This is a genomic window from Microbulbifer aggregans, from assembly GCF_001750105.1.
Taxonomy (GTDB): Bacteria; Pseudomonadota; Gammaproteobacteria; order Pseudomonadales; family Cellvibrionaceae; genus Microbulbifer; species Microbulbifer aggregans.
Genome location: NZ_CP014143.1, coordinates 634,312 through 651,334, shown reverse-complemented (window position 1 = coordinate 651,334; position 17,023 = coordinate 634,312). Strand labels below are relative to the sequence as shown.

The window sequence follows — 17,023 nt, the reverse complement described above, 5'->3', positions numbered from 1 at the left end:
TTCGCGGCTCCAACCGGTTATTCGTGGCTACTTTCGCCTCATCGGTCGAGCTTAGAGTAAAGTTTGATAGAGGTAAATTTTAGTTGGATAAAAATGACTATTCTCGGCTTGATCGCGGGCTCAAAATCGGGTTCATTGAGGTACAAGCCAATGAATTCAGGGAGCCTAAAGATGCAGCTAGCCGATATGGAGTTGTTGAAAACTCAGAACTATATTAATGGTGAGTGGCGCGATGGCGCCGCCCGTATCGCCGTGCGGGATCCTGCCAATGGTGACCTGCTGGCGGAAATCGCCGACGGTAGCGCCGAGGATGCGCAGGATGCGGTGGTGGCCGCTGCTGCGGCCTTCCCGGCCTGGAAGAGCAAGACCGCAGCCGAGCGCGCCGCGGTGCTGAAGCGCTGGCACCAGCTGATTCTGGAGCATATCGACGATCTGGCGCAGATCCTGACCCTGGAGCAGGGCAAGCCGCTGGCTGAGGCCAAGGGCGAGATCCTCTATGGCGCCTCCTACATCGAGTGGTATGCGGAAGAGTGCCGCCGCGCCTATGGCCAGACCATCCCAACCCACAATCCGGCCATGCGTCTGCAGACCATCCGTCAGCCGGTGGGCGTGGTGACCTGTATCACCCCGTGGAACTTCCCCAACGCGATGATTACCCGTAAGGCTGCGCCGGCCCTGGCTGCCGGCTGTACCGTGGTGATCAAGCCGGCAGGGGAGACGCCGTTGTCGGCGCTGGCCCTGTGCGAACTGGCGACCCGCGCCGGCCTGCCCGCTGGCACCATCAATATGGTGGTGGGATCTGACGCCCCGGCCCTCGGCCAGGTATTGACGCAGCACCCGCAGGTGGCCAAGTTCACTTTTACCGGCTCCACTGCCGTGGGCAAGATCCTGATGGCGCAGTGCGCCACTGGTGTGAAAAAGATGTCCATGGAGCTGGGTGGCAACGCGCCGTTTATCGTGTTCGACGATGCGGATCTGGACACTGCCGTCAGCGCCTGTGTGGCGACCAAGTTCCGCAATGCGGGCCAGACCTGTGTGTCCACCAACCGCATCTATGTACACGAGTCGGTTCACGATGTATTCGTCGAAAAACTGCGCACAGCGGTCGCCGAACTCAAGGTCGGTCATGGCTGTGAAGAGGACGTGATCATCGGCCCGCTGATCCATCGCCGCGCTGCCGAGCGTGTAGCGCAGTTGGTGCAGGAAACCACAGAGGCCGGCGCAACGATCGAGCTGGGCGGTGATTTTCTGCCTGAGGGCGAAAGCTACTACGCACCCACGGTAATCACCGGAGTGACTGACGAGATGCGTATCGCCCGGGAAGAAATCTTTGGCCCGCTGGCACCGGTGCAGAAGTTTACCGACGAGGATGATGTGATCCGCCGTGCCAATGACACCCCTTACGGTCTGGCGGCTTATGTAATGAGCGAAAACATCCACCGCGCCAACCGGGTGGTGGAAGCGCTGGAATACGGTATGGTTGCCTGCAACGCGGGTGTCTTCTCCACCACGGTGGCACCGTTCGGTGGCAGCAAGGAGTCCGGCATCGGCCGCGAGGGTGGAGTCGAAGGCATGGCAGAGTTCTACGAGACCAAGTACTGCTGTTTCGGCGTCTGATCGCGCCGTGAAATCCCGGCCTGCAGTAACGGCTGGAATACACTGAGAATTAAAGGGTGCTTGAACTGCGCCCACGGATAACGCCAAGGGAAAACCCGGAGACAAGATTATGTCCGAAATGAAAACCGACGCTTTCTGGATGCCGTTCACCCCGAACCGCAGCTTCAAGGCCGCACCGCGTATCGTCGAGCGCGCCGAGGGGATCTACCTGATGACCAAAGACGGCCGCCAGGTGATCGATGCCACCGCCGGCTTGTGGTGTTCCAACGCCGGTCACTGCCGCTCCGAAATTGCCGATGCAATTCACCAGCAGGCGAAGAAGCTGGACTACAGCTCCATCTTCAACTTCGGTCACGAGCTCAGCTTTGAATATTCCGAGCGTCTGGTAAAACACACCCCGGATGGCCTGAACCGGGTTTTCTTTGGTAACTCCGGTTCCGAGGCGGTAGAGAGTGCCCTGAAGATCGCCCTGCAATACCAGCGCGCGCGCGGCAAGGGCAGTCGCACCATGTTTATTGGCCGTGAAAAGGGCTACCACGGGGTGAATTTCGGCGGTATTTCCGTGGGCGGTATTGCGCCGAACTATCAGAGCTTCGGCCAGCCGGTGAAGTCCAATCACATGCGCCATACCCTGGATATCGAGCGCAATGCTTTCAGTCGCGGTCTGCCTGAGCACGGCGTGGAACTGGCTGAAGACCTGGAGCGTCTCGTAGCCTTCCACGGTGCCGACCAGATTGCCGCGGTGATTGTCGAGCCCTTCTCCGGCGCCGGTGGTGTGGTGCTGCCGCCCAAGGGCTACCTGAAGCGCATCCGCGAAATCTGTGACCAGCATGACCTGCTGCTGATTTTCGACGAAGTCATTTCCGGCTGGGGCCGCACCGGTTCCGCGTTTGCTTCCATCGAGTGGGATGTCACCCCGGATATGATGACTTCCGCCAAGGGCATCACCAATGCCACGGTGCCACTGGGTGCGGTGTTCGTTCAGGATCACATTTACAACACCGTGATGAATGCGGCACCGGAAGGCATGGTGGAATTCTTCCACGGCTACACCTATTCCGCGCACCCGGTGGCCTGTGCGGCCGGTATGGCGACTCTGGATATTTACGAGCGCGAGGGCCTGCTGACCCGCGCCGCCGGCGATATCGGCAAGCACTGGGAGAACGCCCTGCACAGCCTGGCGGACCTGGACAACGTGATCGATATCCGCAACTACGGCCTGGTCGGCGCCATCGAGCTGCGCGCACCGGCGGAGCTGAAAGGCAAGTTTGGCGCCAAGGCTTCGGCCGCCGCCTGGGACGCTGGCGTGATGGCCCGTGGCATCGGCGATGCCCTGTGTATGTCACCGCCGCTGATCATTGAAGAGCACGAGATCGACACCATCGTCGACAAGCTGCGTGGCGTGATCAAGTCCATGGCATGAGGCTCCTCGGGTGGACTGACCGGTCTGCCCGTGTCTACACTCAAATTAAGTGGCCCGTTGCCGTGATTCCAGTCTTTGCAGAGTCGACTGGGGTCGCGGCCGCGGGCCGCTCCGTTTCTGGCCGAAGCTGATTCTGGCGCCGCCGTCTACACTTCCGGTATCTGGGTTGTGTAACGCGGAGATCCCCGATGCCTGCCGAACCCTATCCATTACCCAAGCGCCCGATTCTGTCGGTCCTCGCTGAAAACTGGTGGCTGCTACTACTGCGCGGTATTGCCGCGGTGGTGTTTGGCCTGCTGGCCTTTATCTGGCCGGGGCTTACCCTGCTGACGCTGGTGATCCTGTTTGGGGTGTATGCCCTGTTTGACGGCTTTGTGGCTCTGATTGCGGCGGTCAAGGGCCGGCACAAGTCCACGCCTATGTGGTGGCTGATCGTGGCGGGCTTGGTCAGCGTGGCGGCCGGGATCCTCACCTTTATGTACCCACAAATTACCGGGCTGGTGCTGGTCACTTTCATCGGTGCCTGGGCTCTGGTGCGAGGGCTGTTCGAAATTGTCGGGGCCGTGCGGTTGCGCAAGGAGATCAGCGGTGAGTGGCTGCTGATCGCCGCCGGTATGTTGTCGGTACTATTCGGTATCGCCATCCTGGTGAATCCGGGGGCCGGTGCCCTGGCGCTGGTATGGCTGATCGGTGCCTATGCCATTGCCCTGGGGTTGCCCCTGATCTGGCTCGCCTTCCGTGTGCGCAAGCAGTTCAATGAGTTGGAGGCCGGTAGCCGGACATAGGACACGGCTTGCCATGGCAGCGAGCATGGGGGCATTATCAGCGCATAATAAATTGAGATGCCTTTCACGATTACGCCGGCATCCCCGACTATCACGAGCCCCGCATGGCCGAATCGCTGATCGTGCTGGATCCTCAGGCAGAGAAGAGCCTGCAGGCCCAGATACGGGAAAAAATCATCCAGGGAATCCTTTCCGGCAGTATTCCGGCAGGGCATCGTATGCCTTCCTCGCGCCGCATGGCGGAGCAGTTGGGTGTTGCCCGCAACACAGTCGTGCTTGCCTATCAACAGCTGGTGGATGACGGTTTCCTCGTTACCCGTGAGCGCAGTGGTTTCTTTGTCAGCAGTGCGGTGCGTGAGCAGGGCGTGATCAGTCACAGTGAGGCGCTGCCGGCGGCGACCAGCAGCGACGGCGATCGCAGCTTCTGGCGCGAGCACTGCAACCCGGTTTCCGTCAGCCGCCGGGCTCTGCGGGTGCGCCCCGCCAACTGGCTGCAATATCCCTTTCCCTTTGTCAGCAACGAATACGATCCCCGATTGTTCCCCGGTGCGGAGTGGCGGGAGTGCACGCGGGATATCTACACCGGTCGCGAAGTGGCCCAGTGGGCGACACTGGGTGGCAACGAGGACGATCGCCAGCTGGTAGAGCAGATCTGTACTCGCCTGCTGCCGCGACGGGGTATTTATGTGGACCCTGGCCAGGTATTACTGGCCAGTGATCTTCCCCAGGCATGCTATCTGCTGGGCCAGCTATTGCTGGGCAATAACCGAAAGTTGGGTATGGTCCTGCCTGGTTGCACCGAGACCGAGGAGATATTTCGTCGCACCGGGGCGGCAATTCAGGAGTTGCCCCAGGACGCCGACGGGCCAGTGCTGGATGCTGGGCTGGAAAATAGTGACTGCTGGTATTTCCAGCCTAGCGCTCATAATCCCACAGCGGTGACCACCAGTCTGGAGCGACGCCGGCAATTATTGCAGGCGGCGACCGAGCAAGGCGCTGTGGTGATAGAGAACGATTGCGACCATGAGTTCTGTTATCACGGCAATCCGCTACCGCCACTGAAAAGCCTGGGTGGTGGTGACTCGGTGATTTATCTCTACCAATTCCCCAAGGTGATCGATCCGGGTATGCAGGTGGCATTTGTCGTCGCGCCCAAACCGGTCATCCAGCGGCTGCGGGCATTGCGTTACACCCTGCGTGAACGCGTGCCGGCCATTAACCAGCGCCTGCTGGCAAAATTCATCGCCTCCGGTCACCTGGATGCGGCCATCTTCCGAATCACCCGCCAGCTGCGGGAGCGCTGGACGGCCCTCGGCGAAGCGTTGATGCATCACCTGCCCAAGCTTCAGGCGCGCCGGGCCAGTTCCGGTACCGCCTGCTGGCTGGAGCTGCCGGAGCATGTGAGTGCCGAGCAGGTGCAGAAGGAAGCGGAACAGCAGGGCCTGCTGCTGGAAGTGGTGAAGGAATATAACGCGCTGCGGCTTGGCTATGCCGCGATCGAGGCGGACCGGATCGAAGCCGGTGTGCGCACCCTCGCCCAGCTGATCAACGGCGAAGTCTCCCAGGGTGAGGAAACACTGGCAACGGCCCGCGGTCGCCGCCTTTACGCTGCTGATCTACGCAGAGAATTTCCCGGCGCCGTCCTGCTGGGGATTAACTCGCTGGGAGAGTCCTACCGGGCGCAGGTCATGGAGGATGGCACCCTGGTCGGCTATTCCCGCAATGACGTGGATGTGGATGAGACGGATACCGGGCGCTGGTGGCTGAACGGCGACATGTGGGTGCGCCAGTGGCGCAACTGGTCCTACGGCCGCGCAGCCAGTTTCCACGTGGTGGTGGACGGCCACCTGATCAAGTGGTTTGGCGAGAGCGGCCAGTTGATCGACACCGGCATCCTCGCTCGCGAATAAATCTGCCCCGCGACACAATCGCTACGCTAATTTTCCCGAAAAAGTTTGTCAGTCACTGACTCTTCAGCGGGCCCAACCGGCGCCCGCGTATTGCCGTGTAACGGCTTTTAGATCCCCGCCCTATCCAGTCTGGCCGCTGCCGGCAATGCCGCCAGGCAAATCGCCAGCATGGCGCAGGCGATGACGATCAGCTGTGTGTAGTTGCCGCCGCTGGAAATAAAGTAGCCGGCTACCAGTGGTCCGCAGGCCAGCCCCATTTTGGAGGCGAAACCGCCGAACGCACCCATTTGCCCCGCCGCATCAAACTTCGAAGCCATGGTTAGCAGGTATGGGACGCAGAAGGCCCAGGTCATGCCGGTTACCACGTTGGCAAAGATAAAGACCGGCTTGATATTACTGAATGCGAATAGCGCCAGCCCCACCAGCGTGATCACCAGCGCGATTGCGAGCGGTAGCGTGAGTGAAAAACGCTGGCCAGTGTAAGCTGCCAGGGCTGCGCCGCTGATGGCAATCAGGTTGGCCCAGAAGAGAGTCTGGCTGATAAACGGCAGCGGCAATGCAAACGATTTGCCCAGGTCGAAAATAAACGCAAACAGGGCCATGTTCGCAAACTGGAAACAAAACAGGGAAATCAGGGTGATTACCATGGGCAGCATCGCCACCCGGGCTTCCGGCGGTACTCGGCGCTTTTCCTCCGCGCGGTCGGGCACCGGGTAATCTGGCAGGAATGGCAGCATCAGCAGTGTGATGGTGCTGAAGGTAATCAGTGCATAGAAGGGCACATAGGTGCCGAATTCACTCACCAGCCCCGGCAGGAAGCCCAGACCCAGCGCACCGCCGGTGTACTGCACCAGCAGCACCATACTATAGGCCCGCCCGGCAATGCCGCTGCGGGCGATGGCGGCAAAGCCCAGTCCCACCAATGCGCCGCCGAGAACTCCGTGCATCAGTCGCAGGGGAATCAGCAGCTCCAGGTTGGCCAGGGTAATGGTCAGCAGGTCGACACCGATTGAACACAGTAAGAGAAATAAAGAAGCCAGCTTCCAGCGCGGAATACGCCGCACCAGCAGTGAAATCACAAATGCACCGATGACGGCACCGATGGTATTGGCAAAAGTGATTTCGCCTGCCTGACCGGCCGAGAGTCCGGCCCCCGCCATCAGGGAGTCGACAATCACCGGAAAAATATTCACATAGTAAAGGCCGGCCGAAGACAGGAAGGCCAGCAGCAGGCTGGCAGTCCAGCCCTGGGGGCTGACCCGGGGCAGCGTGTCCGGTGAAATTTCGGCACCACCGATCGCTGTGCGTCCGATGAGGCTCTCTGCATTCTCGCTCATAGGGTCTCCGGCTGGGCTCTGCCCTGTTATGGATGGATGCCTCTCCCTGGTGCTGCTTTGCTGCGGCCGCGAGAGGTCAGTGTATTCCCTTTACCTGGCGCAACGCTAACGGATTGGCCGGCAGTGGATAGGGCCAGATGTGCGGACTCCATGGTGCCAACCGGGTGCGATGCCGGCCCTGAGGCCCCGAAAACCGGGTTGGACTCATGGTTCGCGTCAATCTGGACCTATTGGGCCAATGGCCGTTCCGCCAAGATGCATCCAGATAAAAAACGGGGGCGAAGTTGGCTCCTGAAACTGGGCGGTGACAGGCAGGAATTCTCAGGCGATGAATAACCCACGCAAACACTTCGGTATCGCGGCCTTGCAGCTACAGCTGGCCGAAGCGGACAACCTGGAATTGCTGCTGCAGCGGATTCAGAAAACCAAATTGCGTTTCCCCTGGGTAAGGATGGTGGTCCTGCCGGAACTGGCACTGCGCGGCGTGGGGGTGCAGCATGCCCGCGAGCTGCCCTCCCCGGAGGAGCAGGCTTTCTGTCGCAGTGCGCGGGAGCTGGGTATCTGGCTGGTGCCGGGCTCCATGTATGAAAAGTGCGGCAGTGCCGTCTTCAATACCACCCCGGTGATCAACCCGGATGGCGAGGTCGTCGCCCGCTATCGCAAGATTTACCCGTTCCTGCCCTACGAGAAGGGCGTCACAGGTGGCGACCAGTTTGTTGTCTTCGATATCCCGGAAGTGGGCCGCTTCGGCGTGTCCATCTGTTACGACATGTGGTTCCCGGAAACCACCCGTGCGCTGACCTGGCTTGGCGCGGAGATCATCATCCACCCCACCAAGACCGACACCATTGACCGCATTGATGAACTGTCGATTGTTCGTGCCAGTGCCATCACCAACCAGTGCTATGTCGTCGATGTGAATTCCTGCGGCGCCCAGGGGGTCGGCCGCTCGATCGTTGTCGGGCCGGAGGGCGAGACCGTGCATGAAGCTTCTGTCGATGAGGAGATCATCGCCTTTGAGGTGGATCTGGACAAAGTGCAACGGGTGCGCGAGCGGGGCATGAAAGGCCTGGGGCAGACCCTGAAGAGTTTCCGTGATGGCAAAGTCCGCTATCCGCAGTATGAGCAGGGCGCTGAATCCGCAGCCTTGCAGAAGCTGGGCGTGCTCAAAGTGCCGGATTGATAGGAGTCTCTGGGCCAGTCAGTGCGCGTTGGCTGGCCCTAATTTTTTTCGAGTGTACGCGCGAAAGTCATAGTCCGATAACATGAAACGGCGCGGTACGGCCGGAAAGCAAAAAAGAGCAGAGGGAACCATGAAAGAGCAATCTAACAAGCGGTTCAGCAGGAAGGCGCTGGCAACTGCGGTTGCTGCCGTCTCTACCGGTTATGTACTGGCATTGCCCCAGGTCGCTACCGCGCAGGATGCGGAGATGATGGAAGAAATCATCGTTACCGCCACCAGCCGCGAAACTACCATCCAGGATGTGCCCTACAACATATCCGCAGTTTCCGGTGACGACGTGGCCCGGGCGCAGATCACCGAGCAGGCGGAGCTGATGCGCAATATCCCCGGTGTGGCGGTGGTCGACCGGGGCAACCGTAATTCCGGGGTGATTAACGGCATCATGATTCGCGGCCTCAACGTGGACAGTGCAGCGCTGGGTGACTACTCGGTAGCGGCGGCACCGACCGTTTCCACCTATGTGAACAGCACCCCGGTTTATGCCAACTTCCTGCTCAAGGATCTGGAGCGGGTGGAAGTATTGCGTGGTCCGCAGGGTACCCTGTACGGCTCTGGCTCCCTGGGCGGTACTGTACGCTATATCACTCGCAAGCCGAGCACCGAGGGGTTCTCCGCGGATATCAGCTCCGGAGTCTCTTCCACCGCGGGCTCGGACGGCCTCAACTATTCCAGTGACATGGTGGCCAACTTTGCCATCTCCGATAATTTTGCCATCCGTGCTTCCGGTGGCTTCGTCGACAACGCCGGGATCGTCGATTATGTGAATGTCTATCGCCTTGATGGCAATGGTATTCCCGCTGCACCCAACGGTGTGCTGGCATCGGATGCCAGCTACAAGTCGGTGGAAGATGCCGATACCGTGGAAATTACCTACGGCAAAGTCGCTGCACTGTGGCGTCCCACCGAGTCTTCCGAAGTGGTGCTGACTCATATGATGCAGGAAGACGATATCGGCGGTCGTCGCCAGCAGACCGTAGGCCAGGACGGCTGGGGCCAGAGCTACGACGATTACGAGAATGGTTCCATCCAGCTGGAGCCATCCAGCCGCGAGGCGAGCCTGACGAGCCTCGAGGCCGAAGTGGATCTGGGTTTCGCCACCCTGACTTCCTCGACTTCTGATTACGAGCACACCGGTGATTCCATTTCGGAGAATACCGGTTTCTATGCGCAGAACGGCTGGATCGCAGATTACTACTACAACTACAACCGCCCAATGGCACAGGCAGTGCGCCAGTATGAAGACAGCGCATTCATTCAGGAGCTGCGTCTGGTCTCCAATACCGAAGGCAGTGTGGATTGGATTGTCGGTGCCTTCTATATGGACCAGGAAACCGCCGGCGCCCAGCAGAGCTACGTGCGTGGTTTCCAGCAGTGGGCAGACGCGGCCTGGGGACCGGGAATCGTTGCCAGCGACCAGGACTGGGATTACGCCCGTGATGACAGCTTCACCGAACTGGCCTTTTACGGTGAGGTGACCTGGCATATGGATGCCTTGCATCTGACGCTGGGCGCCCGTCAGTTTGACAATGAGTATGAGTCCTCGGTGTATATGGACTTTCCCGCTTACGGTCCGGGTGCCATTTTCCCGGTTCTCCGCGACTCAAACGTGACCGAAGATGACGGTGTCCTGTTCAAGGTCAATGCTTCCTACGATATCAGTGAAGACACGATGGCCTATGCAACGATTTCCGAGGGCTACCGTCGCGGCGGTTCCAATGCGGTGCCGACCGCCGGTTTCTTCGCGGAGGATTCCGGCTGGACTGTGTACGAGTCGGATACCGTTCTTAACTACGAACTGGGTATCAAGGGTAGCACCGATGCCTTCCGCTATACGGTCGCCGCCTTTGCGGTCGATTGGGATAACGTGCAGGTGAACACAGCCTCGCGCTGGTGGGGTTTCTATGCCGTAGGTAATGCCGAGGCGGCCAGCACCTCTGGTGTTGAGCTGGAGCTGCAGGGTGATCTGACGGATCAGTTCAGTTATACCCTGGGTTATGCCTACGTAAACGCGGAGCTGGATTCCGACTTCACGCCCCCCGGTTACTCGGCACCCATTGCCAGTGCGGGTACCCGTCTCCCGGGAACACCTGAGAGCACGTTTACTGCAGCCCTGGATTACCGTGCGCCGATCGGTGCCGGTGATGTGGAGTTTGTCAGCCGCCTGGCGGCCTACTACCAGTCTGACGCAACCAATGCCGCTAGCGACAGCCCGCGTTTCGCGGCCGAGCTGGATGGATTCTCGCTGCTGGATGGGCACGTGGGGCTGGCTGGTGACTGGTGGACGGCAACCCTGTTTGCGAAAAACCTCACCAATGAGGAAGGCACTACCGGCCTGTTCAAAGAGGAGTACATGGGCACAGATCCCTCCCAGCAGTACTTCGGCAACGGTTCCAAGCAGTTCCTGACCATGCCGAGGACCCTTGGTGCCAACGTGCGCATCACTTTCTGAGTCTCTCGTTTGCTGTTATAACTTGGGGCGCTATGCGCCCCTTTTTTATTGTGGAAGGCCCCATGCTTGCGGAACAGAGTCATAAGAATAAACAGCCCGCGGAATTCACCCAGCGCGCAAATGAAGCGTTGAAACATGGCTGTTTCACCGATGCGGCCGCCATCATGCGTCAGGCAGTTTCCAGCCGCCCCGATCACCCGGATCTGCTCCCGCTCGCGATTCGCACATTGATCTATGTCGGAGCGCATCGGGAGGCCAATCATCTGCTCGACCGATATGCGCAGCTCTCCAGCAACGACGATCGCCACCGGGGTCTGTGCGCCGAGCTATATGCACTGGTACAGCGACAGGCGGAGGCGGTAGAGATTTACCGCGCGCTGGCTGTCAATGGCAACCGTGATGCCCGTTACAATCTTGGCGTCAACCTGCTTGCGACCGGTGACCTGGCAGAAGCGGAGCAGGTACTGGAAGCCCTGATTGTCGAGGATCCGGCAGATGCCCAGGCCCAGCTGATTTTGAGCGGATTGCGGCGGGTGACCGCAGACCGCAATCATATTGAGCGGTTGCAGCAAGCGTTGCGCAGCCAACGGTTGCCGGCGATGGAGCGGGTGAAACTCCACTATGCCCTGGGCAAGGAATTCGAAGATATCGGCGAATTTGATCAGGCATTCCGCCATTTCCAGCTGGGCGCCGATGGTCGACGCGGTATGCTGAAATACCAGGTAGAAACGGATCAGAAAACACTGGCGCTGATCGCCGGGTATCACAACAGCCTGGAACCGATCCATACCAACGCTGCCGTTGGTCAGGAAGCCGTTTTTGTTTTTGGCTTACCGCGCTCGGGTACGACCCTGGTCGATCGAATTCTTTCCAGCCATAGCCGGTGCGACAGCTTCGGTGAAATCACCGACCTGCCGATGTCACTGATGGTGATGGCCGGCCGCAGCCTGCCGAAGGAAGCCCTGGTGCAGGAAACCGCCCGCTGGGCGCCGGAAGCGATTGCGAGCAGTTATCTCGGACGGCTGGAAAGTTTTGATTCGAGTGCCGAAAAGCATATCGACAAGACGCCGCTGAATTTTCTCTACGCCGGCCTCATTGCCCGTTCCATGCCGGGCGCCACAATGATCTGGATGGAGCGCCATCCGCTGGATGCCTGCTTCGCCATGTACAAGACATTGTTCAAGATGGGCTACCCGTTCTCCTACAGTCTTGAGGATCTGGCGGATTACTACATTGCCTATGATCGCCTCAAACGTCACTGGCAGGAAATGCTGGGTGACCGTATCCGTATCCAGTCGTACGAAAAGCTGGTGCAGGATTTCGATAGCGAAGCCCGGGCACTGGCGAATACTGCAGGTTTGGACTGGGAGGCCAGTTGTGGCGAATTCCACAAGAATCGCAGTACGGTAGCGACAGCCAGTTCCGCGCAGGTGCGCCAGCCGCTTTACCAGCGTGCGGTGGGACACTGGCGCAACTATGAAGAACAGCTCACACCGCTGGCGGATGCCCTGCGGGCCGGTGGCATTGAACTTGATTGAGAGAGCGGAGCGCCGCCCCGGATCGTGTCCGGGGCGATGTTTAAAGAGGTAACAGAGAGTTGCCGTCATGCCGGCGTGTGCCGGCATCCAGCCTCGCAGTCATTACTCGGCCAGTGAATTCACCAGCGCTTCGCCTCTTTCCCGGAGGGCGACACACAACTGTATCTGCTCGTCGGTCTGGTCCAGGCTGCGCTGGTAACCGGGGGCCAGCTTGCCGTGCTCTTCAAACAGTTGCTGTAACTGCTGCAATTTCTCCGCTTCACAGAAAGCGCGGGCGAGGCCTGGTGTGCGGCGACGCCACTGAGCGGGAATCTTGTCTACCACGGCAGGGAAGTTGGCCTGCAGCCACTGCCAGTGCTGATCCTTTACGGCAGGTTGTGCCAGAGCATTCTGCAGCAAGCCAAAGCTCTCCCGTGGGCCGACCTCCTCGCCCAGTGCGAGTTTATGCACCATTTCCAGCTGCTCGGGATTATTGCTGGCACCAATGGCATTGGCGCTGGCGTTTTCGAAACGGGGGTCATCCATCTCGCCACGGAACTTCACCAGGTGTGGCAGGAAATCACTGCCGGCGTCCTGTACAGCCACAGTCAGCGCCGCCTGGTAGAGATCAGAATCCAGCGCGGCGGCATCCCGCTCGCCCTTGAAGCCGGTAAACGCGATGGCTTTGTCGGTAAGCTCTTTGCGCACAGTCGGGTCGCCGGCCACCAGAGCCATAAAACTCTGCAATTCACTGTGCAGCAACTTGTCGTCGTTATCATCGCTGCCCTGGGTGCGATCCATGACCGGCTGATACAGGGACTGCAGGAAGGCCAGGAAGGCATCCCGCTGTTCTTCAGCGACCTCATCACCTAGATAGTTGCGGCGGTATTTTTCCAGATGGCCCAGCGGCGCAGTGACGACCTGACGGCGCTGAGAGGCGGCCGACTTGCGCACTACTTCGACCAGGGTGGCTTCCGGCAGGGCCCCTGCCTCAAATGCGGCGAAGGCGCTGTCAATCACGGACAGGGCCTCGGTGGGCGTCAGTTCGGCAAAATTCGCCAGCAGCGCCTGCCACTGCTCCGGCGGCAGCGTCCAGCGGTAGTAGCCGCTGCCCTTGGCGTTCGGCAGCAGCCACTCGGGGCAGATGCCGCCGCTGATGGCCAGAGTCTGCTCCGCCTCTTCCATCATCACACACTGCCGGCCGGCATCACTGCGCAGGCAGACGGGAATGGTCCATTTGGTGGCGACGCTCTCGATGGGTGAGCCCAGCGGCTTGTAGCGCTGTTGCTTGATATTGACCTGAGCGGCGCCATTGCCGCAGTCGAGGGTGACGTCCAGCAGCGGCACACCTTTCTGCTCGACAAAACTGCGGAAGGTTTCGGTGAGCTCCGGGGTGTTGGTCTCCTCGCCGATCACGCGGTAGAAATCCTCGGAATCGGCCACGCCATCGGCAAAGGTCTCAATGTAGCGGCCGAGCGCGGGGCGGAATTTCTCCGGGCGGAAGTACTGGTCCACCATGTGAATGACGCCGAGGCTCTTGTCATAGGTAATGGCGTCATAGGCGTTGCGGATCTCGTTGTTGTCCTCGATGGGCTCGCGGATCGCGCGGGTGCTGGCCAGGGAGTCCAGCTGCATGGCACTGATCGCCTCCTCGGCAGCATTGAGTTCGTGGCCACCTTTCGGTTCCAGGATCGTCAGTGCCAGCGGCGTGCCCCAGGTGGAGAAACCTTCCTTCAGCCACAGATCATCCCACCAGGGTGGCGTGACCAGATTGCCGAACCACATATGGGCGATCTCATGGGCGTGGATTTGCAGCAGGGCCAGTCTTGCGCCGGGGGCCGGATTGTCACCCACCAGAATCCGCTGCTCACGGTAGGTGATTGCGGCGGAGAGTTCGGTCGCGCCACTGGGCCACTGGGGCGCGGCGATGATATCCAGCTTCTCGAATGGGTAGGGGCGCTTCAGCTCGGTCTCGAAGATCTCCACCATGCGCGGTGTGATATCGAGGATATAGCGCATATCCTCGCCGCGGCCCTTGCGTGCAAAGCCGCGCAGCGGGATCGGCTTGGTGCGGTACTGGCTCGGCGGAATGGCCGGGCGCTCGACCATATCAAATGGTCCCACGGACAGAGACAGCAGGTAGGTGGGTGTCGGGCGTGTGGTGGCGAAGGTGACTTTCTCCAGCCCCTCGCCGGCGGGTTCGCGCTGGATTTCGGGACCGTTGCTGATGGCGGCATAGCCTGCGGGTACGGTCAGGGCGATATCGAACGGTGCCTTGAGCCCTGGTTCGTCGAAGCCCGGCAGGTATTTGCGCGCCTGAATAGACTCGGACTTGGCCAGCGCATAGGTGTTGCCCTGCTCCTCCACCTTGAATAGCCCCGCCAGGTTGCGATCGAAAGGCGCGCTGTACTCCATGCGCAGGGTGAACTCGCCCTCGGGCAGGGGCTCGTCAAAGCTGACTTTGGCCACTCCGCTGTCCAGTACTTCCTGGTACTGAGCGTTGACAGTCTTGTCGTCTTTTAACACCGCGGTAGCGGAGCTGACCTGCAGGTTCTTGCCGTGCAGCCAGATATGGTCGGCATCAAACGCCAGATCGATATCGATTTCCACGCTGCCGGAGAACGCGTCTTCGCGCGGGTCGACCAGCAGGTCCAGACGGTAGGCGGTCGGCGTCACCCCCTCTGGCAGTCGGCCGGCGGGTGCCTGATCGGGAATACCGGCGGGGGCTGCCGGGGTATCGGGTTCGGCCGTCTCCGGCAATTGCGCGATGGCCTCAGCCGGCTCCTCGCTGGAGGGCTTGCCCGCATCTTCGGCGGGGCTGCAGGCCAGCAGGGCCAGGATAGGCAGCGCCAGTAGGCTGCGCAGGGCGATGTGCATCATGGTGTCTTTCTACTCTCTTCCATTGCGGCAACAGAACAGATTGTAACTGTCTGGTCAGTTTCTTGCAGATGAGTGCCCGTCGTATGGAGGCTTCTGGAGGCTGGAAATGAAGAGACCGTTTCTGGGCAAGCGGTCAGGGAAAGTCCGGCGGATAGTCGGTTTTGGTCTAAAATTGTTCTTTTTTTGATCAATTAAAACCTGTAATGTGTGGGCTTCATCCTGGCCAGGGAGGGCAAAGAAGAAACAAACCCCGGTGGTCAGAATATGGTTTCTCGAACGCTCACACTGTTGGTAATTTGTTCTGCCTTTTTGCTCTCGGCCTGTAGCGCGCGCGAGCTGGCTGACGATGCCTGGTACCAGGTGGATACCGAGAACTTCCGTATCGTCACCAATGGTGACCCGGAAGCCATCAACACGCTCGCCCAGGATCTGGAACGTTACCGTGCCGTCGCGCTGAAACTGCTCAGCGCAGAGGATCGGGGCAAGAAGCTCACCATTTATGCCGCGGCAGACCGCACCACCTATGCCGGACTGGTTGGTCCCGAATTGGCGGAAATCACCAATGGTCTGTTCGACACCACCGCCGAGGGTAGCTATGCCCTGGTGAACCTGGATGGTCGCAGCGGCAAGCGCCAGCTGAAGGCCCGTGAATTTCTCTTTCACGAGTACACTCATTACCTGAGCTATAACGGCAATACCGTGCATTACCCGTACTGGTACAGCGAAGGGTTTGCTGAATTCATGTCCACCATGACTTTCCCTTCGCCGGGTCGTTATGAGCTGGGCGCCATCCCGCAGGAGCGGGCCCTGACCCTGATCTATACCGCACCCGTGCCGCTGGAAGAGTTGCTGCGGGCCACGGTGATCAATACCCCGGATGAGGACAAGGGACGCGTCTATGCCAGTGGCTGGATGCTGACCCATTGGCTGCTGATGGAAAGTGGCAAGGTGGAACAGTTCCGGGATTACGTGAAGGCCTACAATCGCGGTGACGACCCGGTAGAGGCGCTGGAGAAGACCTTCGCAGTGACTCTGGAGCAGGTGGAAGAACGCTACAACGCACTGTTCCAGGATGGCAGCTTCGAGATGGCCGGCGGCATCGTGCCGACGGAGTTCGAGGAGGCGAAGCCCCGTTTGCAGCAGCTCTCTTCCCGTAAAGCGGTTGCCGAGGTTGCACGCTTCCTGGTGATGTCTGGATATAACCCGGAGGGTCTGGGAGCACTGCTGCAGTACGCCCAGGCCGAGGGCCTCGAGAGTCCCGAGCTGACGGTCAGCTATGCGGAGGCGGCAATCCAGGTCGGCGACTTCGATTTTGCCGAGGAGCTGCTCTCCACCATCCCCATGCAGGAGCGCAACAAGTTCTGGTTCCAGAAAGCGGACGCCTGGCTGGTGCTGAACCGCCAGATGTATACACCGGGAGCAGACCGGGATCAGGAACAGTTGAAAAAGGCCCGCGATAAGTTTGTGCACCTGGTGAATAACGACGAGGAAACCGCTTCCCACTGGTATGGTCTGGCAATGAGTATGGAGATGCTCGACTACCCGCGGGAAAAGTACCTGGAGATGCTGGAGCAGGCCTACCTGCGAGCCCCGCGCCAGGTCCACATTGCCCAGTGGCTGGCCATGGAACTGTACGAGAAAAAGGATGCGGAGTATTTCGCCCAGGTCGCCCAGCCCCTGCTGATGGACCTCACCGACGAGGACCAGTACCGGCAGATCAAGGACATGCTGGTGGAGATGCGGGGTACCGATAAACAAAAGAAAATCACAACGCTGGCACAAAAGGAGGGGTAATCTCCTCAGCTTGCCGGATCGCAAACAAAAAGCCCCACACAACAGTGTGGGGCTTTTTCGTTATATTA

Annotated in this window: 10 protein-coding genes; 8 read left to right on the top strand and 2 right to left on the bottom strand. The window is 59.8% G+C overall.

The window, feature by feature from the left end:
• Window positions 1-171: 171 nt before the first annotated feature.
• The 4 genes from AUP74_RS02765 (at window position 172) to AUP74_RS02750 (ending at window position 5,735) form a co-directional block, all read left to right on the top strand.
• Window positions 172-1,617, top strand: a complete 1,446-nt coding sequence (locus AUP74_RS02765) for an NAD-dependent succinate-semialdehyde dehydrogenase (protein WP_069946218.1) — start codon at window positions 172-174, stop codon at window positions 1,615-1,617.
• A gap of 109 nt (window positions 1,618-1,726) precedes the next feature.
• Entirely contained in the window at window positions 1,727-3,040 is a 1,314-nt protein-coding gene (gene aptA, locus AUP74_RS02760) for an omega-aminotransferase AptA (RefSeq protein WP_069946217.1), read from the top strand.
• A 188-nt stretch (window positions 3,041-3,228) separates the two neighbouring features.
• Window positions 3,229-3,825, top strand: coding sequence for an HdeD family acid-resistance protein (locus tag AUP74_RS02755; RefSeq protein ID WP_069946216.1), 597 nt, complete (start codon window positions 3,229-3,231; stop codon window positions 3,823-3,825).
• Window positions 3,826-3,929: 104 nt separating this feature from the next.
• Complete coding sequence (locus tag AUP74_RS02750; protein WP_069946215.1) at window positions 3,930-5,735, top strand: aminotransferase-like domain-containing protein; 1,806 nt, start codon at window positions 3,930-3,932, stop codon at window positions 5,733-5,735.
• A 107-nt stretch (window positions 5,736-5,842) separates the two neighbouring features.
• Here AUP74_RS02750 and AUP74_RS02745 read toward each other — a convergent pair whose 3' ends face one another.
• Window positions 5,843-7,072 carry an MFS transporter gene (locus tag AUP74_RS02745; protein WP_083260785.1) on the bottom strand — a complete coding sequence of 410 codons (1,230 nt, stop codon included), beginning with the start codon at window positions 7,070-7,072 and terminating at the stop codon, window positions 5,843-5,845.
• A gap of 328 nt (window positions 7,073-7,400) precedes the next feature.
• Here AUP74_RS02745 and AUP74_RS02740 point away from each other — a divergent pair, with 328 nt between their 5' ends.
• The 3 genes from AUP74_RS02740 to AUP74_RS02730 all read left to right on the top strand — a co-directional run bounded on the left by AUP74_RS02740 (window position 7,401) and on the right by AUP74_RS02730 (window position 12,302).
• Window positions 7,401-8,255: a carbon-nitrogen hydrolase family protein gene (locus tag AUP74_RS02740; protein ID WP_069946214.1), complete on the top strand. Its 855-nt coding sequence runs from the start codon at window positions 7,401-7,403 to the stop codon at window positions 8,253-8,255.
• 130 nt (window positions 8,256-8,385) lie between these two features.
• The gene (locus AUP74_RS02735) at window positions 8,386-10,764 is read left to right on the top strand and encodes a TonB-dependent receptor (protein ID WP_069946213.1); all 2,379 of its coding nucleotides are present in this window, start codon (window positions 8,386-8,388) and stop codon (window positions 10,762-10,764) included.
• A gap of 62 nt (window positions 10,765-10,826) precedes the next feature.
• Window positions 10,827-12,302, top strand: coding sequence for a tetratricopeptide repeat-containing sulfotransferase family protein (locus AUP74_RS02730; RefSeq protein WP_069946212.1), 1,476 nt, complete (start codon window positions 10,827-10,829; stop codon window positions 12,300-12,302).
• Window positions 12,303-12,404: 102 nt separating this feature from the next.
• Here AUP74_RS02730 and AUP74_RS02725 read toward each other — a convergent pair whose 3' ends face one another.
• Window positions 12,405-15,161: a M1 family metallopeptidase gene (locus tag AUP74_RS02725; protein ID WP_069946211.1), complete on the bottom strand. Its 2,757-nt coding sequence runs from the start codon at window positions 15,159-15,161 to the stop codon at window positions 12,405-12,407.
• Window positions 15,162-15,425: 264 nt separating this feature from the next.
• Here AUP74_RS02725 and AUP74_RS02720 point away from each other — a divergent pair, with 264 nt between their 5' ends.
• Complete coding sequence (locus AUP74_RS02720; protein ID WP_069948669.1) at window positions 15,426-16,955, top strand: hypothetical protein; 1,530 nt, start codon at window positions 15,426-15,428, stop codon at window positions 16,953-16,955.
• Window positions 16,956-17,023 lie beyond the last annotated feature (68 nt).

Bases quoted from the DNA above. Each gene is read 5' to 3' on its own strand.
- AUP74_RS02765 (WP_069946218.1), top strand. From the start codon at position 172: ATGCAGCTAGCCGATATGGAGTTGTTGAAAACTCAGAACTATATTAAT.
- aptA (WP_069946217.1), top strand. From the start codon at position 1,727: ATGTCCGAAATGAAAACCGACGCTTTCTGGATGCCGTTCACCCCGAAC.
- AUP74_RS02755 (WP_069946216.1), top strand. From the start codon at position 3,229: ATGCCTGCCGAACCCTATCCATTACCCAAGCGCCCGATTCTGTCGGTC.
- AUP74_RS02750 (WP_069946215.1), top strand. From the start codon at position 3,930: ATGGCCGAATCGCTGATCGTGCTGGATCCTCAGGCAGAGAAGAGCCTG.
- AUP74_RS02745 (WP_083260785.1), bottom strand. From the start codon at position 7,072: ATGAGCGAGAATGCAGAGAGCCTCATCGGACGCACAGCGATCGGTGGT.
- AUP74_RS02740 (WP_069946214.1), top strand. From the start codon at position 7,401: ATGAATAACCCACGCAAACACTTCGGTATCGCGGCCTTGCAGCTACAG.
- AUP74_RS02735 (WP_069946213.1), top strand. From the start codon at position 8,386: ATGAAAGAGCAATCTAACAAGCGGTTCAGCAGGAAGGCGCTGGCAACT.
- AUP74_RS02730 (WP_069946212.1), top strand. From the start codon at position 10,827: ATGCTTGCGGAACAGAGTCATAAGAATAAACAGCCCGCGGAATTCACC.
- AUP74_RS02725 (WP_069946211.1), bottom strand. From the start codon at position 15,161: ATGATGCACATCGCCCTGCGCAGCCTACTGGCGCTGCCTATCCTGGCC.
- AUP74_RS02720 (WP_069948669.1), top strand. From the start codon at position 15,426: ATGGTTTCTCGAACGCTCACACTGTTGGTAATTTGTTCTGCCTTTTTG.